The following is a 20,477-nucleotide window of genomic DNA, read 5'->3' on the forward strand; positions in this document are numbered from 1 at the left end:
CCCGCCGCCCGGCCTCTGCCGGGCGGCGGCACACGCAGCAGAAAGGAACCAGCCCTCATGAGCGCGTCCACCGTCGGCCCGCCCGCTCCGGTCCTGTCGTACAGCCCGGTGGTCCTGTCCGTGCCCGGACGGCCCGTCGTCCTCCAGGTTCGCGTCACGGCACCCGCGACCGGGACCGGCCTGCCCGTGATCCTCCTCTCCCACGGCCACGGCCCCTCGAACAACCTCTCCTCCCTGAACGGCTACGGACCGATCGTCAACCTCTGGGCGGCCCTCGGCTTCGTCGTCATCCAGCCCACCCACCTCAACTCCAGGACCCTGGGCCACGTGCTGGCCGATGTCCCGGGCGCCCCCTTCTTCTGGCGCTCGCGGACCGAGGACATGACGTACATCCTCGACCGGCTCGACGTGATTGAGAAGGCCGTGCCGCTGCTCGCCAGCCGGATCGACCACAGCAAGGTCGCCGTCGCCGGACACTCCCTCGGCGGCTTCACCGCGAGCCAGCTGCTGGGCGCCCGGATCACCGACCCCGACACCGGGCAGGAGGCGAACCTCATCGAGCCTCGCATCAAGGCGGGCGTGCTGCTCGCCGCGCCCGGCAGAGGCGGCAAGGTCCTGACCGGGTTCATGGCCGAGAAGACGCCGTTCTTCCGGACCACGGACTTCTCCGCGATGACCACACCCGCGCTGGTCATCGCGGGCGACAAGGACGACTCCCGGCACTTCACCGACATGGGCCCGGCCTGGCACACCGACCCCTACACACTCGCCCCCGGCCCCAAGACCCTGCTCACCCTGTTCGGCGCGGAACACGGACTCGGTGGGCTCGCTGGGTACGACGCCGCCGAGACCACCGACGAGAACCCCGGCCTGGTCGCGGCGCTCGCGCAGCTCACCGCGGCCTACCTCCACAGCCGGCTCCACCCCGGCGACACCGCGTGGCAGACAGCGTGCGAGGCGCTGGCAACCGGACCCGGACCCGTCGGACGCGTCGAAACCAAGTAGTGCGTCCGTCGCCTGGCTGACCCCGCTCCGCGGTCAGGCCGCCTGGCCGTAGCCGTCCGCACTCTCCGGGTGGTCGCCGCGGAGTGGGCTGAAGTCGACGTCGAGGTGCGGGTCGTACGCGTCGGGCTGGATGCCGAGTTCGTGGGTGGAGTACTCGCCGAACCGTTTGATGTGCTCGGTCAGGTACGTCGAGATGTGCGCCAGGTCCTCGGGGTCGATCTCCCATCCCTCCTCCAGCAGCTGGCGGACGATCTCGGCGATGTCCAGGGCGTTGTGGAAGATGACGGCGTTGGTCAGCAAGGCGTTGAACTTCATCGCCTTCTCCTGCTCGACAGGGTCGTTGTCGGCGATGACGCCCCGGTTGCCGAAGCCGACCCACTGGGAGAACCGGTTGAACGACTCCACCTTGTTCGTCGCCGCCGTCACCCGCCGGCGCAGCGGCGCGTCCGTCAGATAGCGCAGCAGCTGCACGGTGCGTATCGCGCGCCCGACCTCGCGGAACGCGGTGTAGGTGGCGTTCTTGTGGGAGCCGGAGCGCAGCCGCTTCAGCAGCGTCGCCGAGGAGATGACGCCCTCGCGGACGGAGACGGCCACCCGCATCAGGTGCCGGAACTGGGACTCGATCAGGTCGAAGTCGATGACGTTCTTCCCGGCCTCGCCGAACAGGGCGTCGATGTGCACGTACTCGGTGGTCTTGGACGGCCGGTAGAAGACCAGGCCCTTCCAGTTCCTGATCCTGGGCATCAGGTCGAAGCCCAGCAGGTGCGCGAGGGTGAAGACAGGCAGCGACTGGCCCTGGGTGTCGGCGTGCACGGTGGCGGGCTTGACCTCGGAGGCGTTCTTGAGCAGGCCCTCGATGATGTAGACGGCCTCCCACACCCCGCACGGGATGAAGTGCGTGAACAGCGCGATGTAGGTGTCCGAGATGTGATGGTAGGCGATGCCGCCCGGCTTGCCGTACCTGACGGACGTCTCGGCGAGCAGGTAGTCGAGGTAGGTGTCCATGTGCGTGCCGTCCGCCGCGACGGCCGTGCCGTCGCCCCACGCCTGCGAGATGTCCAGGCGGGCATGGGCGTTGACCAGGTCGGCAATCGCCTCGTTGAGCAGCACGAGGGAGAAGTGCCGGTTCGCCACGTACGCCAGCTCGTGCCCGCTCACGCCCGGGATGTGCCGGGCCGCCTCGTACGGGCCCATGTTGGTGCCCTTGACGAAGGTGGTGAGCACGTACCGGCCGAAGGGGTCGGCGAGCTTCGGGTCGTGGCCCGAGGGCGGGCCGAAGCGGCGCCACCACTCCACCCAGTACGCGGTCCGCGCGCAGATGCCGATCAGTGTGCGCTCCGGCATGCGCGCCTTGACCTCCTGCTCCAGCCGCTTCGCCGACGGCCGCTGTCCCTCCGAGCGGTGCGCCTTGAGTGACGGGATGCCGGTGGACGGGTCGATCACCAGGCTCTCGTTGTCCGGGTACCCGGCGTCGGCCGCCGCGGCGGCGGCCCGCAGCCGGTCCTCCAGCTGGCGGCGGAAGACCCCGGCGTCGAAGCCGGCGGTCTCGCCCTCGTCCTCGGCGAGCCCGATCTCCACCAGGTAGGCGGGCAGCTTCTCCTCGACGACCTCCCACGCGAGCAGCTGCTTGGACCAGTCGCCGTACTCCTCCGATCCGGCCACCGCCACGTCCCCGGTGCGCAGTTCCTCGGCGAGGTAGGTGAACACCATCGCCTCGAAGTGCCGGCGCATGAACTGTCCCGGCCGTGTCCGGTCGAGAACGGCCTTCTGCCAGTTCTGCGTGGCGAAGGAGATGTCGACCACGCGGCCGTCCTCCCCGACGGCGCTGATGTACTCGCCGCGGGCCGCCTGGTTGCGGCGGGCGTGCGCGAGCGCGGCCAGCACGGTGCGGTCCTCCGAGGTCGCGGCGAACTCCAGCTTCCCGGCCAGGTCGAACATCAGGGCCCGGTCCCGGCCGATCTGCCCGTACAGCAGCACTTCCCAGAAGTTGCCGTGGTGGGCGGAGACCTTCTCGATCTGCTCGTACTCCCGGGCGAACCCGCCGAACCCCTCCACCACCCTGGGCACTGTGACCAGCCCTCCGGCCTGCACCGTCATGGCCTTCAGGAAGGCGAGCACCGCCGGGGAGACCTTCCCCTCCAGCCGCCGCGCGACCTCGTCGGCCGGCGCCTGCTCGTCCAGGCCCTGAAGCGCAGTGACTGTATCGGCGGTCATCGCGGCGGCCTTCGCCAGCGCCTCCTGGGCCGGGCCGCCGTCGTCGAGGTGCTTGAGTACCGTGCGGTAGTTGCCGATCAGCGTCTCGGTCATTTCCCGCTCGGCAAGCCGCAGCGCCTCCAGCTCCTCCTTCGCCCTCTTCGTCTTCGACCCGACCCGCTTGCAGAACATCAGCGCCAGCTCGTCGCGCACCCGCATCCGTGCCTTGTGCACCAGGCACGCCACCATCGCGACCCGCTTGACCGGCGTGTACGCCTTCAGCTCGGACGCGTCCGCCGCATCCGCCTCCCCGGCGAAGTCCGTGACCTTCCGCGGCGCCACCCCGTCCGTCCACACCCCGGAATCGCCCAGGGAGTCCAGCCACTCCAACTGCGCGATCAGCCGCTTGAAGTGCGACCACGTCGGAGACTGCGCGAACTTCTTCAGCCGGTTGTACTGCGTGGTGCCGTCCGCGTCGCGCTCCTCCAGGAGCCGCAGCAGCCCCGCCCGTTCCACCGCGCTCATCCGGTCGTGGATGCCCGCGCAGATCGACGCGTTGACCTCCTTGCGGACGGTCGAGGCCATCGTGTCCAGGGTGGAGAACGCCAGCAGCTCCAGCCCGGCCCCCACGACCTTCTCCAGCGCGATGTTGATCAGATCCGCCGGGCCGTTCTTCGCCGCGGCCTCGCTGCGGATCGACGCCTCGGCGATCCTCCGGGCCTCGGCCTGGTCGTAGACCACGCCCACCCGCTGCCGCACCAGGCCCCGGTGGTTCTTCGCGGTCTTCACCGCCTGGTACAGCGGCAGCGTGCCCTCCGGTAGCTCCACCGCCCGCCGCACGAAGTCCACCACCATCTCCGGGACGTCCTCCAGCCTGGGGAAACACCCCATCCGCTGGTAGGACTTCAGCAGCAGCGCCAGCAGATGCTCGTCGCAGTCCGTGGCCCCCGACGCCCACGCGACCTCATCGCGTGTCGGCGAGAAGAACAGATGCAGCTCATGCGCGGTGATCAGCCGCTTGAACCGCGGATACGCGGTCCGCTCGATCGAGGTCACAAGTCCCGCCCCGACCCCAGACGACAAGCCCAACATCACACCAACGAGGCGGAGCCGAACAGGTGACGGGTTGCGGCCTCAACGAACCAAGATCATCCTGTGGCCCCTTTTGGGCTTACCTCGGCGATCCCCCTAGAACGCCTCGACCGACTGCTGACAGTGCCCCCCCCCCCGCTGAACATGGACACAGCCGGCCAGGCCGAGGCAGGGATCTGCTCCAGCTGATCGGGACTGTAAAACGATCGGCTCTGTCACGTAATCGGTGGTTCACCACGTGGCGATCACCGAAGGAGGATGCGGTGGCGGAGGAGGGGGAACCCGGCTCGGCCGTGCATCTGCCCCATGATTCTCTTGGTGCGTTGAGCCGACTCCTGCGTCTTGCGGATGCCGCCGCGCTTTGCTGAGCGATTCAGAACACGCTGGCGCCGTACCTTCACACCGATCCGCAACCGAGCGGGCGCGCCTCGAGGATGAACGGTGTCGGCGCTGTTCATCCCCAGTGTGCCCGACCTCTTGGTCATGTCCTGTCAGATAGGGTAGTGACCTGCCGAGTTGGGTGGATTCCGGTTGTGATGAGATCTGATGCTGACGGTCGTTCGGCTCTCCACCCGCGTCGGCACCACCTCCGTGCCGAACCCGACGGCCGGCTCCTGGCACGTCAATGGCCCCTGGCGGACGCGGCCTGCGAGCGCCTGCAGGATGCGCTCGTAGTCCACCGACAGCACCGACCAGGCCAGCCCTCACGGCCACACCGGCACCTGTGACTTAGGCTTCGCCACCTCCGGCGCCCACTTCGAAGTGGCTACGGCGACGCCATTTGGGACCACCGAGGCGTCTGCAAGCGGCCCCTGTCTGTGAAGATCGATGCTCGTGAAGGCGGCCTGAAACCGGCCCACTTGGCCCTCCGCGCCGGTCACTGATGGAGCCGATTCAGGCCGTCCCGGTGCGGGCTTTACAAACTGGGGCCGGCTGGAGGCGCCGCGGTGGAGCCGGAAGAAGCCGCCGTAGCCACCCGTCCGCTGACGGCGGCGGCTGCCTCGCCCGTGCGCAGTTCCCCGATCCGGCTCGCCGAGGACACGTCACGCTGCGCAGATGAGCGGAGCAGTGCGTGGGGGCGGGTCTGGGGGTCGCACGGTTCGAGGCGGGTGCGTCGTGTCGATCCGCACGCCCCCTGGCCTGGCGTTCGGGTTGGTCTTGCGGGGACCAGACATTGAAGCAGGGAGGAGAGAGGCGCAGAGAAAAGGCCGCATGGCCAGCCCGCCCAGGAGGGACGTCTTCACATGACGCAAGAACTGAGGCCGACGGTCGCCGCGGGTTTCTCCGTCCGTACTCGTATCTCACCGGTCGGTGTCTGGAGCGGTCTGGGGGTGGCCGCTGTCGCCCTGCAGGCGTGGGTTCTGGGCCGGTGGCTCATCTTCAGCGAGCTCCGGTCCGCCCCGCCGTCGGGCTACCGGATCTCGGGTGCGCGGATGGCCGCGGCCTGGGCCTTGCAAGTGGTCGTCGCCGCGACCGTACTGTCCATCGGGATCGTCCTCGTACGCCGCTGCCTGCGGGAACGGACGGTCACCTTCGACGCCGCGCTCTACACAGGACTTGTGCTGTCCATGTGGCAGGACCCGATCCTGTACTGGAACAAGCTGTACGTCGTCTACAACCAGAACTTGCCGAACGTGGAGACCTGGGGCCCCTATATTCCCGGCTGGCACGGCCCGGACACCGCAGGCCAACCCATCTACGAGTCGGTGGCCGGCGGCTCGGGGCTGGCGTATCCCATCGTGATGGTCTGGTTCTGGCTCCAGTACAAGGTGTACCGGCAGATCGCCCGTCGTCGGCCGCACTGGAGCAGCTGGCGGCTGTTCCTGACCGCGGCGGGAATCGGGGCCCTCATCGACTTGCCCCTTGAGCCCCTGTTCCTGTTCACCGGTGTGTTCGCCTATCCGGTCGGGTACCCCCCGCTCACGTTGTTCACCGGGCACTGGTACCAGCTGCCTTTGCTGGAGGTTCTGTCGGCCAGCCTCGTCCTGGTCACCCCCGTCCTCGTGCTGCGCCGGATCGACCAGTCCCGCCCGGTCCCCTGGCTCTTCTCGACGAGCAGCCGAACCACGACGCCGGCGCGCCCCCTCATCCGGCTCCTCGCGGGCGTGGGCCTGGCCAACGTCGTGATCCTGGCTTATCTCCTGAGTAATGTCGCCATCGCGGAACTCGGCGGCCCGTTCCCCCGCGACATGCCGAGCTGGCTCTGGTGATCCTTCCCGGTGACCTCCCCGTCCGCAGCCTGCGCTCGCGCCTGTCGCGATGGCGTGCACTTAGTTGCTCCGCCCGGGCAGCCGCTGACGGCCGCTCCGGCGGCTGCTCGGGGCGCCTGTCAGCGCCGGGCAGGAGGCAGGTCTTCCACGCCGCACCCGTTGGCTTCGGCGGCCCGAATGTAATCCCACCACCACGAGATCGCAGGAAGCTCTGGTGGGTGGGGATTGTCGTCGGCGGGATGGTCGCTCCAGGCGATGGTGAACGCGGTGGCGTCGTGGAGCGTCCCGGTTTTCGCGTTCTGGGGTGCTCGGTAGCGGCTGGTTTCCAGGGCCCATTCCATGTGGCCGCGGATGATGTAGCCGATGTCGTGTGCGAAGCGGGCGAGGTGGGGGCCGGCGGTGCGGGCGAGGTGGTCGCGGATGCGTACGTACAGGGTCATGAGGCGGTCGCGCAGGGCGATCGTGTCGGTGACGGCGTGCGAGAGGGAGTAGCCGTTCTCCTGTTGCAGGACGTCGAGGACGTTGAACTCTCCGATGGCGGCTTCGCGGTGGTAGGAGACGATGTCGTTGTCCAGGGCGCCGACCAGGGGGACGAGGTCGTTGAGGATCAGGGTGAGCGGGTCGGCGGCTTCCTGGAATGTGAGCCGGTAGCCACCGATGAGGGGATAGAACGGCACCATCCAGCTGCCGGCGCAGTCGTCGCTGCGGGCGAGCAGGTAGTCGTTGAGGCTGGGAATCGCGCGTTTGCGCTGCATGCGGGTCCAGTGGTGGCAGCCGTGGAAGAAGCGGCGCAGGCCGTCGGTGACGCGGATGGCCTGGTCGGTGTCGGGGAGTTCGGCGAGGCGGCGGCGCAGGTCCCACAGGGCCTGGCAGTAGGGGTCGCTCTCGTGCGGGCGGATTTCGGGGTGGTCGAGGATCCGGTCCAGGCGCTGGCAGTGTGAGGTCAGTGCGGCGGGGGGCCGCAGGTCCAGGCGTGCGTCGCGTGCGTCGTCCCAGGCGTAGGTCCAGTAGCAGACGTCGGAGAACAAGCTCATGTGCCGGGCTGGGATGCCCTCGTGGAGCGGGATCATCATGGCGGCGACGTGCCCGCTGTTGATCTGGGTGATCCAGGAGCCGGGCGTGCAGATCCCGAAGTCCACCATCCAGCGCACCGAGTCGGCGTCGAGTGTGTCAGCCGGCGGATGGGGTGCGGGGGGTATGGGGCAGTAGAAGGGGCGCTTGTCGATCGCTGGGGAGAGAGGCGGCATGGGTGCCCTTCTGCTCGTCGGCCAGCCGGTGCCCGCCGGGGTAGAACTGCTGGGCCCAGCGGCGGTAGGCCGTGATCGGGCCGTCTCCGTCGGCCAGGCGCGGGGCCGGCTGGTAGCGCTTGGTGTGCCAGATCGGGCTGTCGTCGTTCAGCACGAAACCGGCGGCGGTGGTGCGCAGCCCGATGTCGCACAGGGCCCGGGCGGCGGCGTAGGCCAGGGGCTGGCCGAGACGGGGTGGCAGCCAGCGCGGGGCGGGCAGGCGCAGGCAGGCGGCGAACCGCAGCTGGATCCGCCAGGGCCCGACAACGGTGGGCATGATCCAGCCGCGCAGGACGGGCCCGGCCTTCAAGGTCATGGATCCGGCCGTGTAGCCCAGGCCGTGGAGTTCCCCGTCGTAGGTCACGGTCATGGCCGCGCGGGGCAGATGAGGGAGCGGGACGCGCATCGTGAAGTTGAGGCCGAGGACGTGCCCCGTGAAGGTGTAGGGGCGGATCTCCAGGATCGGCGACTTGTGCATGACGGGGAAGTGCCCCTCGTCGACCGTGTTCTCGCCGATCTCCTGGGGGTGGGTGGGCATGTCCACGGTGATGTGCACCAGCGGTGAATACCCGGTCAGGTCGACTTCGGGGAGTTCCCACTGCGGCCCGGCGCCGTCGTGGTCGTACCAGGCGAAGATGATGCCGCCGTTGATCTCCCGGACCTCGAGCTGCCGCAGCCGGGCTTTGGGAGGGCGCTTGCCGTAGGCGGTCTTCACGCAGGTTCCGTCGGGTGCGTAGGCGAACCGGTGGAAGGGGCAGACGAGGTTCTCGCGTTCGACGGTGCCGCCGACTCCCAGGTGTGCGCCCAGGTGCGGGCAGTATGCCTCGGTCACCCGAAGGAGCCCCTTGCGGGTGCGGTACAGCACGACGTCGCGGTCCACGAGCATGCGGGTGACAACCTGGCCGGGCCGGACTTCGTCGGAGAAGCCGATGCAGAACCAGCCCGCGGGGTTGGGCAGGGCGGGCGGGAAGGCTTCGTCGCCTGCCGCGGGGCGCAGGTCGGGTTTCGTGTACCAGCGCTGTCGCTTGCGACCGAACATCACAGTCCTTTCACCGCGTGCGAATCGAGAGGTTCACTGGCTGCCCGCGTGTACCGGGCGCTGAGTTCGTGCCAGCGCTGTTCTCCCGCGATGAACGCCTCCATGGCCTCGGTGCAGCGCCGGACGCCTTCCCGGTCCCTCGTCGAAAGTTCTTGCCGGCAGGCTTCGGCCTCGAGTTGCTCCTTGAGGGCGGTGAAGGTCCCGGCGAGTGCCTCGATGCGGGCGGCGACCTGGTGGGAGGCCCGGGCGAGAGGGATCGCCTCCTGCTGGTGGATGAGGAGCACCAGGTTGTGCCGCATGTCCCCGGCCGCCAGTTCCTTGGGAACCGACGCCAGGTCATTGACGAGTGAGGTCAGGTCGTTCCAGACCTGCCGCATCCGGCGGAAGACCTCGCTTCGGTACAGGCCGTCCGGAACGGCGAAGCCCACGGACAATTCGACCAGGTCGCAGTAGACGTAGCTTCCGACCGTGAGCCGGCGCTGCTCGAAGAAGTCGTCGATCCCGACCCGCCGCGAGTCGCTGTCGTGCTCCTGGGATTCTGCGGCGCAGGCGTGGAGGTAACCCGCGAGGTTGACCGCGAGATGCCGCCTCCAGTGCGGCGGCATCAGCCTGCTGGTGTCCTGCCACAGGTAGGCCAGCGCCGCGGCGAGCGGATCCCGCACCCGCAGCGGCTCATCCCCGCTCGCCAGACTCTCCCCCAGGGCGAGCAGTTCCCGCGGGGCCGGCGCGGTCGGCCCGTCGAAGTACCGCTCCACACAGGCGGTCCAACCGATCCAGCACGTCAGGAGCAGCCCCGTGGACGCCTCCGCGTACGGATACGCGCGGGCACTGACCTCGCCCAGGCCCACCTCGCGCCAGTACGCCTCCGCCTTCCCGCCGCTCACCAGCCCCCGCTGGATCGCCCACTTCAACGCACCTTCCTCGAACCCCGCGGCATGCGCGCTGCGCAGCGACGGAAACGGAAAGGCCGGGCGCGGGGGATCGTAGGGCGTGGAGAGCGTTGTGCACGTCGTCACTGCCCGTACCTCCGCGATCGTCGGGTATAGCTGAGGAGGGCGGCGTCAAAGTCCGCCCGGGTGAAGTCGGGCCAGTTCACGTCGCAGAAGTAGAACTCGCTGTAAGCGCTCTGCCAGGGCAGAAAGCCGGACAGGCGCTGCTCGCCCGAGGTTCGGATGATCAGGTCCACCGGAGGCTGCCCGGTCAGGGACAGATGGCCGGCGATCTGATCACTGGTGAGGCCGTCCACGATGTCCGCGACCGCCGTCCCCCGGCCGGCGTGCTCGGTCAGCAGCGACCGGACGGCCGAGGTGATGTCCTCACGCCCGTCGTAAGCCACCGCAATGTTGACCGTCATACCTGACACCACACCGGTGTGCCGCGCGGCGTGGCAGACCTTGCGGTGCACGCCCTTGCCGAGGAACGCCGTGTTACCGAACAGGTTCAGGTGCCAGCGCTTGGCATCGACGAGCTCACCGACTACTTCGGTGATCACCTGGACCAGGGCACGCACGTCACCGGGATCACGCCGCAGATTGTCGGCGGACAGAGGCCACAGCGTGACCGCACTCATACCGGCCGCCTCACACCACGTCAGGAGCTCGTGGACGCGGTCACCACCCCGCCGGTAGGCGGAGGCCGGATCGGTGTGATGCGCGCGCGCCCACCGGCGATTGCCGTCCACGATCACGGCGACATGCCGCAGTGCCGCCATGCTCGGACACGGCGAAGGAAGGTACTCCGCAGGAGGGATGGACGGGTCGGCGGCAGAGCTGATGGTCATCGCACTACTCCCACAGAGGTGGCTGTGCGCGGCCTGGGACGTTCTTGAGGAAAATCGGGCACGAACCTGCGTGAACGCTTACCCGCTCGTGGACCGGCTTCGGGCGACTGTGCCTGATCCAGGTGTAACGGTCCGGACCCTCCCGGAACACCCCTTCACCGGGGGCTCACGGATTGACACGATGCATCAGCCTGCCTTGAGCGGGCCCAGGGCCTGCCCTGAGCGCCGTGCACGCCCAGCGCAACAGGCTGGGGCTGGGCCCATCGGCTCCGCCACTTAGAGAGCCCGGCGGTAGGCGTCACTTGAGTCTTCTGGTGGTGGGTAGGTGTCCCAGCAGTAGCGCGGCGGACGCGCGTGCGGAGCGTGACGAGTACGCATGGCCGCGCCCGGCTGATCCCTAGATCCTCGAACGTCGGCTGAAGCCTGGCCGGGCGGGCGGCTGCCGAAGGGTCAGGCGGCGGGAACCGCCTGCGGATAGAGCACGCTCGGGTCGGCGGACAGGGCCGCCTTGAGCTGGACGCAGTTGTTGTCGGCGAGGATCTCCATCTTCCCGGCCTCGATGCCGTCGAGGGCGGCGCGCACGACATCGGCGGGGTCGTTCTTCTCCACGTCCCACCCGGCCATCATGTCGGTGTCGGTGCTGGCCAGGTGCAGGCCCGTCACCGCGGTTCCCTGGCCCGCGAGTTCGAGGCGGATGCCGTTGGTGAGGCTCCACGCCGCCGCCTTCGACGCGCTGTAGGCGTTGGCCCCGTCGTAGGCGAGCCAGGACATCGCCGACAGGACGTTGAGGATGGCCCCACCGCCGTTGGCGGCCAGGACGGGAGTGAACGCCCGGACCACGTTGAGGGTGCCGAAGTAGTTGGTGTCCATCTCCAGCCGGATCTTCTCGGGGTCCCCGGTGACGAGGTTCTGCTGGGTGAAGACGCCAGCATTGTTGATCAAGAGGGTGACGTCCGAGGCCGCGCCCGCCGCGGCGGCGACCGAAGCCGGATCGGTGATGTCGAGCCGCAGTACCTCCACACCGGGGAGGCCGACGAGGTGGGGGGTGCGCGCGGTCGCGTAGACCTTGGTGGCGCCCCGGTGCAGGAGCTGTTGGGCGAAGTGCCTGCCGATGCCGCGGTTGGCGCCGGTGACGAGGGCGACGGAACCGGTGATCTTCATGGGGAGTCTCCTGGCAGTGGTGAGGTGATTCCTGTCCGGGCTGTTCACGGGCTACGCTAGAACCTGACGTTGACGTCAGAGGCAAGGAATGTGATCCAGGTCATGGAGGGGGCGTTGATGCGCATCGGTGAGCTGGCCTCAAGGGTGGGCGTGAGCGTGCGGGCACTGCGCTACTACGAAGAGCAGGACCTGCTGGCCTCGGCGCGCAGCCCCAGCGGCCAGCGGCAGTACCCGGACAGCGCGGTCGACCGCGTCCAGCTGATTCAGCAGCTGTACTCCGCAGGGCTGCCGAGCAGGGCGATCCTGGAACTGCTGCCGTGCGTCGAGACCGGTGACGTGACCCCCGCGCTGCTCGACCGGCTGTCGGCCGAGCGGGACCGCATCGATACGCAGGTCAGCACCCTGGTGAAAACCCGGGACCGGCTCGACGCCATCATCACCACAGCCTCCACAGCCAGGAGCGCGGGCCGGCCCTGCCCTCGTTGAGCAGCGCGCCTTCCCCAGGCGTGCGGCAGTGCTTGTCCGCCCGACGCAGACGGACGCCCGTCAGCAGGCGTCACTTGAGTCTCTTGGCGGTGGGCCGTCCGTCCCAGCGGTAGAGCGGGGTCGCGCGGCGGATGAGCATGCGGAACGTGACGATTGTGGCGGACAGGTAGAGGTAGAAGTCCACAGCGCACTGGCGCTTCTCGGTGCAGCGGCGGAGCTTGCCGAAGCCGTTCATCCATGCGTGGCTCCGCTCCACGACCCACCTCTTGCCGGCCTGGATCGGTGCGGGCACGCCCTTGCGGGCGATCTCGCCGGTGAAGCCCAGTTCCTCGAGCGCGGCTCGGGTCTTGTCACTGTCGTAGCCCCGGTCCAAGTTGACGTTGACCTGCTCGGGAAACACACCGATCTGCTTCTTCGCGGCCTCCAGGGTGGGCACGAGCAGCGGGGAGTCATGACGGTTGGCCCCGGCCGAGACGAGACCAATCGGGACGCCGCGGGCTTCGGTGGCCACTGAGCGCTTCAGGCCCTGCTTGCCCCGGTCGACCGGGGAGCGTCCGGCTCTCTCGCCGCCGCAGGGAGCCTTGGTGATGCACCCGTCGACGGACAGCTCATGGAGTTGGAGGCCGATCACGCGGTCGTACGCCTGCACGGCCAGCCCGTGGACCTGCTCGGCCATGCCCAGCTGTGACCAGTACTTGACGCGGCGTCGGATGGTGCGGTCGGAGCACTGGCGGTCGGCGATCCGCTCCTATCCGGAGCCGTGCACCAGGGCGGCGATGACGCGCTCGAAGACAATCCGGTCCGGGATGCGCGGGTTGTGGCAGCCGAGCGGATGGGTATCGACATGCTCGGGCAGCAGCGCTGCGAACTGGTCCCACAGGGGTTCGAGCAGGCATGGTGGCAGGACAGGCACGAGCCCTCCGGTGATCACTGAGCGTCAAGAACTCCATGATCACCCAGGCTCGTGCCTGTCTTGCCTCCGGGTCGTCACACGGCCATTCGCCACACCTACCGCCGGGCTCTCTTACCTCCCCGGCGGGACTCTCCCGCCTCACCCATTTAGGGCACCGGCTGGCCGGCGTCGACCCGGCACCACCAGGACACCGGCAAGCTGCGCCATCTGGTACGGAATCCGGGCCCGATTGCAACAGCTGCTGGACGACGGACGCCGCCGCGGGCCACGGCATCGTCCGCGGCGCCTCCAGCAGGCCCCAGTTTGCATAGCCCGCACCGGGACGGCCTGAATCGGCTCCATCAGTGACCGGCGCGGAGGGCCAAGTGGGCCGGTTTCAGGCCGCCTTCACGAGCATCGATCTTCACAGACAGGGGCCGCTTGCAGACGCCTCGGTGGTCCCAAATGGCGTCGCCGTAGCCACTTCGAACAGCGAAGCGCCCGGTCCGCCGACCATGACGGACCCGGGCGTCTGCATGCGACACCGGCGGCGAGGTGGGCGTGCCTGCCGGCAGGGCGTGGGACGCGATGCCCCGCTGCCTGACCTGTGGAGGAATAGGGCAATCGTGGTGGCACAGACTGGGCGCCGGCGGCTGCCCGGGCAACGCTGTACGTCGCGCGCCAAGGTCAGGGCGCTGCCTGACCGGCAGGTGGGAGAAGCTGCATCAGCGCATCAGAATGGCGCTCCGGTGGTACCACCGGATGGCATCGCACCGGGCAGTACACCTTCGGGAAGCGGCAGGTTGGTCACAACGAACTGGTTCAGGATGTCGTCGCGATCCATGAGCATGACCTGGCTTCGCTTCGCTGCGTCCAATGCGTTGCCCAGCCAGTTGCGTGCAGCCTTGGTGATCTCGCCGCCGGCCACGGCACCCTGGACCAACTGGACGCCCGTGGACGGTCTCTACAACCTGTGCCAGGTGGGACCGTCAACGCGGGGCAGGCGGATGCGGCCACTCCAACAGAGCCGCCGCCCCGAGATAGGCATCAGTCAAGATCCGGACCAGTCCCGGGCCGGCGGTCCCGGCAACGTCCCCACGGCTGCCATATCCGCAGGTCAGCGAGCTGCTTGCGCCGTACAACCAGCAGACCAAGAACATTCCTTGTTCTTACAGCCCTCAGAAACTTGGCTTTTCCTAGAGCCTGAAGTCGGGTTGCCTGGAGGCATCGTCGCGCTCCAGGCAACCCGACATTGCGAGCACCTAATGTGATCAACCGGGTACTTCAAGTTACTATCCGACATCCAAGGGGGATCCGCCGGACCAGTCGCGGACCAAATAGCACTGAGGGACATCACCCCACGAGCCACCGGCTCACGAGCGCAGGCCCCGCCGGCACCCGTAAGCAGCGCCCGAACCGCCGACAACACTGGGAGACAGGCCCCCAGTCGCCCCGTCGCTGACCATGCGCACACCCGTGACCAAGCTGAGCGGCGACGACGGAGGCAGCGCAAAGGATCATCGTCGGGCTGTGCACGGCGGACAGCGCCTTGCGAGCAGCCTCGGCACAGGCCGAGATCCTCCAGCCGCCCGTCGGCAGCCACCGGAAACAACGCCCCGGCAATGACGATCGGCCAACGGCGTGACGCGACCTGGGCGCAGCGGCGAGCGCGGACAGACCACGCCGGATGTCTCCGCCACGGAGGAGGACCCGGGACGCACTCCGACCGGATGCTGCGCGCCTGATTCCCGCTCCACGGCGTGGTGGTGGGCCCGGCGGACGTCGCCGGGCCCGCCACCACGCCGTCCTGACATCCGGCCACCGCTGTCCTGTCGGCCCCGGATGGTCTCGTCAGCGCACCCCGATGATCAAGTCAGTCCCAGAAGCGCTTCGGCGTTGCCGGCCAGGATGCCCTGGGTGTCCTCTGCGTCGAGACCTGCTCGTTCGATGTAGGCGACAGTGTCCAGGTAGTGCTCGCCGCCCTGGTACGGGAAGTCGCTGCCGAGGACGAGTCGGTCTGCGCCGACGGCCTGGACCGCGGCCCGCAGCGCGGTCTGGGAACTGTGGGCGACGGTGTCGTACCACATTCGGCGCGCCGCCTGGCTCGGCGGGAGGGGGGCCTCAGGTGCCTCGAAGTGGGCAAGGTTGTCCCACCGCTCCAGCAGCATGGGCAACGCCCCTCCGAAATGGGAGTTGAGGATGCGCACATGGGGGTAGCACGTCACGAAGCCGCGGGTGATGAGCTGGGCCGCTACGACGGTGTCCTCCACGGGCGCGCCGACCATCCAGGCGAGGTGGTGGTCGGTGATCTGCGGGGAGGCGACGCCGTCGCCGGCGGGGTGGAGGTACATCACGGTGCCGCGGCGGTCGAGTTCCTGCCACACCGGCGCGAAGGCCGGGTCGGTCAGCGCCCGGCCCGCGGCCGAGGTGGTCAGGGCCACGCCCACCACCCCCGGCGCGTCGAAGACGCGGTCGAGTTCCGCCAGGGCCGCGTCGACGTGCGGCAGAGGAAGCACGACGAAGGCCAGGAAGCGGTCGGGGTGGCGGTCCACCAGGGAGACGTACCGGTCGTTGATCAGGCGGGCGGCGGCGGCGGCCCGATCCGGATCCGGAAGGGCGCCCGTCAGCGGCGAGGCGGAGATCACCTGCCGGTCCACACCGGCCCGGTCCATCAGGGAGAAGCGGGCCTCGAGTTCCTTGTCGGTGTCGTCCGCCCCGAGCCCACGCTGGCCGCCGGTGGTGGTGACGCCCGAGTCGGCCAGGAAGTCCAGGTAGTCGCTGGGGTAGACGTGCGCGTGTGTGTCGATGCGCATGAAGGCGTTCCTCAATCGTGGAGGGAAGAGGGGAGAGAGGGGGGGGCGGATTCCGGGTTCGCCGAGGGCACACGGCGGCTTGGGCGTCGCTGTTCAAGGAGACATCACCCGCTGTGAGCCGGCTCCCCGGTCCGTGGGTCCTGGGTGGGTCGACAAGCTCTCGGTCACCGAACGGGACGCCTGCAAGTGGGACCACCACAGCGGTCCCACCGACCTCTGGCAGGGTTCTGCCGCCTTCACCTCGTCAGTGATCGGCTCCGGGGTGTTAGGGCAGGAGGAGTACTTTGCCGGTCTGTCGGTGGCTTTCGAGGTAGGTGTGGGCTTCGGCGGCTTGTTCGAGGGGGTAGGCGCGGTCGATGATCGGGGTGATCTTTTTGTCTGCCAGCAGTTGAAGGCATAGTTGCTGGTCGCGCAGGGTGGCGCCGCGGACGCTGGCGATGGTCACCTGCTGGCCGATGACGGCGAGTGCGTCCAGTTCGAGGCGGGATCCCTGGTCGGTCGGTGTGCCCAGGACCATGACGGTGCCGCCGAGTCGTGTGCAGGCGAGGGAGAGCTGGAAGAAGTCGTTGCCGCCGACGCAGTCCCAGACGGCGTCGGCGCCCAGGCCGTGGGTCAGCTCTCGTACCTGTGCGGGCATCCGGGGATCGGTGGAGTGCACGATGTGGTCGTAGCCGAGTTTGGTGAGCGCATCGTCGCGGTCCGCCTTGGTGGTGGTGCCGATGACGGTGGCTCCGCTCAGTTTTGCCAGTTGTGCGCAGGCGATGGCCATTCCGCCGCTGGCGCCGGTGATGACCACGGTGTCGCCGGGGCCGACGGGTGCTTGGCGCGCGCAGTTGAGGGGGGTGGTGTAGGTCCACATGGTGGCTGCGGCTGTCTCGTAGTCGACGCCGTCGGGAATGGGCAGGATGGCGTCCTGGCGGCGGGCGACGTACTGGGCGTATCCGCCGAAGACCTGGTGTCCTGGGTAGGCGGTGTCGATGCAGAGGTTTTCGAGTCCGCGTAGGCACAGGGCGCAGTTGCGGCACGGGGGGTGCGGGAGCTGTACCGCCCTGTCGCCCGGGCGCCAGCGGGTGACGTTCTCGCCGGTGGCGACGATTTCACCGGCCGCGTCCCGGCCGAGTTGGAAGGGCAGGGGCCACGGCGGACGTCCCGGGAGAGGCTGCGGCAGATTGCCCGAACGGTAGCGCAGGTCCCAGCTGTTGACGGCCGTGGCGTGCACGCGCATCAAGACGTCGTCCGGTCCGACTTCGGGAATCGGCGTCTCGATGTACTGGAGCACCTCGGGGCCGCCGTGTTCGAACAGGCGGACCGCCATCATGGTCTGTTCCACTTCACGTTCCTTCAGATCGTTACGCACTTCACCGCAGGCTCCACACAGCCGCCCGCACCTCACCCGACCCGGCGACACCGTGAGCGAACGGATCCCGGCCAGGCGGCTCACCAGGTCCGGACCACGAACGCAACAGCGACCGAGTCCGACGCACCCGACGCACCCGACGCTCGACACTCCGACGCAGCCGCATCGGCAGCCGCCACACGGTGACAGTCCGCCCACATTCTTGGCTACGGGTCATGAGAAAAGGCCGAGCCTAAGCAGCTTCCTTGCTGGCCTTGACTGGAAAGTACCCTAGAACTAGCTTGGCTCCAGTTCAAGAGAGGGACGACGGCAGTCCCACGCCACGCAGGAGCGCTCTGTAGCGGCATGAGCCAACACCGCCTCTGCTCAGACGCTGATGGTCAGGTGGCACGCAGGGACGAGCATCAGCGACTTACCGAGAAACAGCCTGACCTCTTTCGGCTGGTCCAGCCCGAAAGAGTGCACTCACAGTCGGACCCTGTCCCCGGACGCGGCTCGCCGACTCTGCGAACCGACCAGGACCAGCCGGTCACGACCTGCCCCCTGACTGACGCCATGCCTCAGCGGCCGCGGCTGGAAGGGCCGTCGGACCGCTCGCGAACGACGCGCACCCTCGCGGAGCGCAACAGCCATTGACAGGACCCCGGCAATCACCCGCGCGCCCTTGAGGGAGAGTGGACATGCCCGACGACCGTCCCTTCCAAGCCGTGACTCCGCCCGCCGAGCCCCGCACCAAGCCCGCTACCGAGGCCACCCGGCGAAGATTCATCGCCGCGACCGCCGCTGCTTCAGGAGCCGCCGTGATCGGCGGTCTGGTCGCGGGGTCGCCCGCGCGGGCCGCCGAGGCCGCGCCCGGCAGCCGTGTCTCCACGGCGGTCACCGGTGCCCAGGGGGGCAACCCCAAACACCCGACGTCAGGTCCGCCGCCCCGGCCCGCAGGCGGCCGCTCGAAGGACCATCGGAACACTTCGGAGGACAAGATGCGCATTGTGGCCGTGGAAGAGGCGTTCTCCGTTCCCGGAGCCATCCGGCAGGAGGAAGCGATCCGTCAGCACATGGCAGTGCCGGAGGCGATCAAGCAGGAGTGGTTCCGGCGCCTGGACGATCTGACCGAGCTGCGGCTGGCGGACATGGACGCCAACGGCGTCGACGTCCAGGTCCTCTCGTATTCCACGCCGGGCGTGGAAGTGATAGAGGATCCCGCGGAGGCCGTTGCGGTCGCGCGGCGGATCAACGACTATCTCGCCAAGGCCATCGCCGCCCATCCGACCCGCTTCGCAGGCTTTGCGACCCTTCCGTTGCAAGATCCGAAGGCCGCGGTTGTGGAGCTGCGCCGGGCGGTGACGGAGCTCGGTTTCAAGGGCGTGCTGTACAACGACCATGTGCGGGGCCACTACCTTGACGAGCCGCAGTTCAGGCCGGTCTGGGCCGAACTGGAGCGCCTCGGTGTGACGTTGTATCTGCATCCGGCTGTCGTTCCGGCAGACAACTGGCATGTCTTCGACGGGTATCCCGTGCTGGTCGGGCCCTCCTGGGGATGGACCGCGACGACGGGTGCCCATGCGCTCCGGCTGATCTACGGCGGAGTGTTCGACGAGTTCCCCCGCGCGTCGGTGATGTTGGGCCACATGGGCGAGCTGCTGCCGTTCCAGATGGCCAGGCTCGACAGCCGCTACGACCAGGTGCCCCCCGAGCACAGGGTCCAACACCTGCCCTCCTACTACCTGCGGAACAACGTGTACGTCACCACCAGCGGAGTCATGTCGCATGCCGCGCTGCTGGGAGCCGTCCATGCCGTGGGTGTCGACCGGGTGCTGTTCTCCATCGACTACCCGTTCGAGTCCAGCGCTGCGGCGGTGGAATTCCTGCGCTCCGCACCGTACGCGCCGGCCGACCTCGCGAGCATCGCGCACGGCAACGCCGAGCGCGTTCTGGGACTGTGACGAGCCCCGGGCGCGAGGCGCGGCACCAAGATGGAGGTTGCGCCGTGGCAAGGGCACTGTCCCTCAGCGTGTCACCACGCTGATCGCCGATGGTGATCGGCGAATCCCCATCGCCCTCGCCACAGGCTCGACAACGTGCTCAAAGCCTTCCACGGACCGGAACGTCCTCGCACGGTGAGGAAGGATCGTGCTCAAGCCCTGACGATCCGTCACCCCCGCTGATGAACGAAGTTCGCGCCCAGCCGGTGGGTCGGCGGCGCGGGCCGGGGCCGCTCTGGAGAACGACTACAGCTGCCGCCTTCACCGGGATGCCCTTCGCAGAGGTCGTACGACATGCTGCGAAGACGCTACGGCGCACGCCACCATGCGGTTTGACGGTGGCGTGCGCCGCCGCCGTTCACAGACCCTGACCGATGTCCCGCGCGGCCGCGAGCAGAGGTTGGGACAGTTCAGCGAGCCTTGCGCGGGTGCAGCGGACGGACGGAGCCGCCACGACCACGGCAGCTACGGCGGCGCCGGTGCGGTCGCGCACACACGCGCCGACGGCGTGCACTCCGCGCTCGCTCTCCTGAAAATTGAGGGCGTAGCCGTGGCGGCGCACGGACACCAGCTCGTTCATCAGGCTCTCGAAGTCCTTGGGAGCTTTGGCCCGGCCGTCGGGGAGTCCGTTGGGGTAGAGGGCCCGGAGCCGGTCAGTCGGCAGTGCCGCGAGCAGGGCCTTGCCGCCCGAGGTCACGTGGGCGGGCAGGAGTGTGCCGGTGCGGTAGCTGACGCGCAGCGCCTGTGGGCCTTCCACGCCGTCGAGGAAGCGGCTGCCGTTGCCCTCGAGCACCATCAGGTGGGTCGTCTCTCGAACGGCGTCCGCCAGCCGTTGCAGGTGGGGGTGGGCGATGGTGATCAGGTCCGGAGGAGGGGCTGCCTGGCTTCCCCTGATCGCCTGCAGAGCCGGCCCCGGCCGGTACACCTTGTGGCGGTCCTGCACTGCGAATCCCTCGAAGACGAGCATCGCGAGGATGCGGTGCGCGGTCGAGCGCGCGACGCCGAGCCGGTCGGCGACGTCCATCACCCGAAGTTCGTCGAGCTCGTGCAGCAGCCGGACGACGCGCAGGGCGTTGCCGGCGGCGCTCACCGGATACGAAGGGCTCGGCGAAAGACTGCCTGAATTCTCCATAGAGGAATCCTACCCTTCACGGATTCCGATGAGGGGAAATCACGGCGTA

General features: G+C 68.6%; 14 protein-coding genes and 2 pseudogenes. 4 read left to right on the forward strand and 12 right to left on the reverse strand.

All coding sequences use genetic code 11. From position 1 onward, the window contains the following. The first annotated feature begins 57 nt into the window (after nt 1-57). Nucleotides 58-1,005, forward strand: a complete 948-nt coding sequence (locus OG562_RS03410; protein ID WP_266393439.1) for a chlorophyllase — start codon at nt 58-60, stop codon at nt 1,003-1,005. Between the two features lie 33 nt (nt 1,006-1,038). On the opposite strand, the gene OG562_RS03415 is transcribed toward OG562_RS03410, so the two are convergent. Together OG562_RS03415 and OG562_RS03420 are read right to left on the reverse strand one after the other, a co-directional pair. Continuing rightward, nucleotides 1,039-4,254, reverse strand: a complete 3,216-nt coding sequence (locus tag OG562_RS03415) for a Tn3 family transposase (RefSeq protein ID WP_266393441.1) — start codon at nt 4,252-4,254, stop codon at nt 1,039-1,041. A gap of 602 nt (nt 4,255-4,856) precedes the next feature. Further along, nucleotides 4,857-5,039, reverse strand: a pseudogene (locus tag OG562_RS03420) (hypothetical protein); the annotation flags it as partial. A gap of 495 nt (nt 5,040-5,534) precedes the next feature. Between OG562_RS03420 and OG562_RS03425 the strand changes: the two are divergent. Beyond that, nucleotides 5,535-6,500: a spirocyclase AveC family protein gene (locus OG562_RS03425; RefSeq protein ID WP_266393445.1), complete on the forward strand. Its 966-nt coding sequence runs from the start codon at nt 5,535-5,537 to the stop codon at nt 6,498-6,500. A 119-nt stretch (nt 6,501-6,619) separates the two neighbouring features. On the opposite strand, the gene OG562_RS03430 is transcribed toward OG562_RS03425, so the two are convergent. From OG562_RS03430 to OG562_RS03450, 5 genes are all read right to left on the reverse strand, one after another. Continuing rightward, on the reverse strand, nt 6,620-7,747 hold the full coding sequence (locus OG562_RS03430; RefSeq protein WP_266393446.1) for a terpene synthase family protein: 1,128 nt from the start codon (nt 7,745-7,747) through the stop codon (nt 6,620-6,622). Then, the gene (locus OG562_RS03435; RefSeq protein ID WP_266393447.1) at nt 7,671-8,825 is read right to left on the reverse strand and encodes a Rieske 2Fe-2S domain-containing protein; all 1,155 of its coding nucleotides are present in this window, start codon (nt 8,823-8,825) and stop codon (nt 7,671-7,673) included. Before OG562_RS03435 ends, OG562_RS03430 begins: the two co-directional genes overlap by 77 nt. Then, nucleotides 8,825-9,736 carry a hypothetical protein gene (locus OG562_RS03440; RefSeq protein ID WP_266393449.1) on the reverse strand — a complete coding sequence of 304 codons (912 nt, stop codon included), beginning with the start codon at nt 9,734-9,736 and terminating at the stop codon, nt 8,825-8,827. Before OG562_RS03440 ends, OG562_RS03435 begins: the two co-directional genes overlap by 1 nt. Before the next feature lie 101 nt (nt 9,737-9,837). Further along, nucleotides 9,838-10,536: a polyprenyl diphosphate synthase gene (gene uppS / locus OG562_RS03445; RefSeq protein ID WP_266393451.1), complete on the reverse strand. Its 699-nt coding sequence runs from the start codon at nt 10,534-10,536 to the stop codon at nt 9,838-9,840. A 519-nt stretch (nt 10,537-11,055) separates the two neighbouring features. Further along, nucleotides 11,056-11,766 (reverse strand): SDR family oxidoreductase, encoded by a 711-nt coding sequence (locus OG562_RS03450; RefSeq protein ID WP_266393452.1) that lies wholly within the window; start codon nt 11,764-11,766, stop codon nt 11,056-11,058. Nucleotides 11,767-11,883: 117 nt separating this feature from the next. Here OG562_RS03450 and OG562_RS03455 point away from each other — a divergent pair, with 117 nt between their 5' ends. After that, nucleotides 11,884-12,252, forward strand: coding sequence for a MerR family transcriptional regulator (locus tag OG562_RS03455; RefSeq protein WP_099946741.1), 369 nt, complete (start codon nt 11,884-11,886; stop codon nt 12,250-12,252). Between the two features lie 70 nt (nt 12,253-12,322). Here OG562_RS03455 and OG562_RS03460 read toward each other — a convergent pair. From OG562_RS03460 to OG562_RS03475, 4 genes and pseudogenes are all read right to left on the reverse strand, one after another. Beyond that, a pseudogene (locus OG562_RS03460) lies at nt 12,323-13,165 on the reverse strand (IS5 family transposase). A 712-nt stretch (nt 13,166-13,877) separates the two neighbouring features. Beyond that, the gene (locus OG562_RS03465) at nt 13,878-14,072 is read right to left on the reverse strand and encodes a hypothetical protein (protein ID WP_266393462.1); all 195 of its coding nucleotides are present in this window, start codon (nt 14,070-14,072) and stop codon (nt 13,878-13,880) included. Between the two features lie 940 nt (nt 14,073-15,012). Beyond that, a complete protein-coding gene (locus OG562_RS03470) occupies nt 15,013-15,957 on the reverse strand; it encodes an amidohydrolase family protein (RefSeq protein ID WP_266393463.1) in 945 nt (314 codons plus the stop codon). Between the two features lie 265 nt (nt 15,958-16,222). Further along, nucleotides 16,223-17,287: a zinc-binding dehydrogenase gene (locus OG562_RS03475; protein ID WP_266393469.1), complete on the reverse strand. Its 1,065-nt coding sequence runs from the start codon at nt 17,285-17,287 to the stop codon at nt 16,223-16,225. A gap of 707 nt (nt 17,288-17,994) precedes the next feature. Here OG562_RS03475 and OG562_RS03480 point away from each other — a divergent pair. Then, complete coding sequence (locus tag OG562_RS03480; RefSeq protein WP_266393471.1) at nt 17,995-19,257, forward strand: amidohydrolase family protein; 1,263 nt, start codon at nt 17,995-17,997, stop codon at nt 19,255-19,257. Between the two features lie 397 nt (nt 19,258-19,654). Here OG562_RS03480 and OG562_RS03485 read toward each other — a convergent pair whose 3' ends face one another. Next, the gene (locus OG562_RS03485; RefSeq protein ID WP_266393473.1) at nt 19,655-20,428 is read right to left on the reverse strand and encodes an IclR family transcriptional regulator; all 774 of its coding nucleotides are present in this window, start codon (nt 20,426-20,428) and stop codon (nt 19,655-19,657) included. Nucleotides 20,429-20,477 lie beyond the last annotated feature (49 nt).

The sequence above is a fragment of the Streptomyces sp. NBC_01275 genome, assembly GCF_026340655.1.
In the GTDB taxonomy this organism is placed as follows: Bacteria; Actinomycetota; Actinomycetes; order Streptomycetales; family Streptomycetaceae; genus Streptomyces.

Excerpts from the sequence above, each read along its gene's own strand:
- OG562_RS03410 (WP_266393439.1), top strand. The coding sequence starts at position 58 with ATGAGCGCGTCCACCGTCGGCCCGCCCGCTCCGGTCCTGTCGTACAGC.
- OG562_RS03425 (WP_266393445.1), top strand. The coding sequence starts at position 5,535 with ATGACGCAAGAACTGAGGCCGACGGTCGCCGCGGGTTTCTCCGTCCGT.
- OG562_RS03430 (WP_266393446.1), bottom strand. The coding sequence starts at position 7,747 with ATGCCGCCTCTCTCCCCAGCGATCGACAAGCGCCCCTTCTACTGCCCC.
- OG562_RS03435 (WP_266393447.1), bottom strand. The coding sequence starts at position 8,825 with ATGTTCGGTCGCAAGCGACAGCGCTGGTACACGAAACCCGACCTGCGC.
- uppS (WP_266393451.1), bottom strand. The coding sequence starts at position 10,536 with ATGGCGGCACTGCGGCATGTCGCCGTGATCGTGGACGGCAATCGCCGG.
- OG562_RS03450 (WP_266393452.1), bottom strand. The coding sequence starts at position 11,766 with ATGAAGATCACCGGTTCCGTCGCCCTCGTCACCGGCGCCAACCGCGGC.
- OG562_RS03455 (WP_099946741.1), top strand. The coding sequence starts at position 11,884 with ATGCGCATCGGTGAGCTGGCCTCAAGGGTGGGCGTGAGCGTGCGGGCA.
- OG562_RS03470 (WP_266393463.1), bottom strand. The coding sequence starts at position 15,957 with ATGCGCATCGACACACACGCGCACGTCTACCCCAGCGACTACCTGGAC.
- OG562_RS03480 (WP_266393471.1), top strand. The coding sequence starts at position 17,995 with ATGCCCGACGACCGTCCCTTCCAAGCCGTGACTCCGCCCGCCGAGCCC.
- OG562_RS03485 (WP_266393473.1), bottom strand. The coding sequence starts at position 20,428 with ATGGAGAATTCAGGCAGTCTTTCGCCGAGCCCTTCGTATCCGGTGAGC.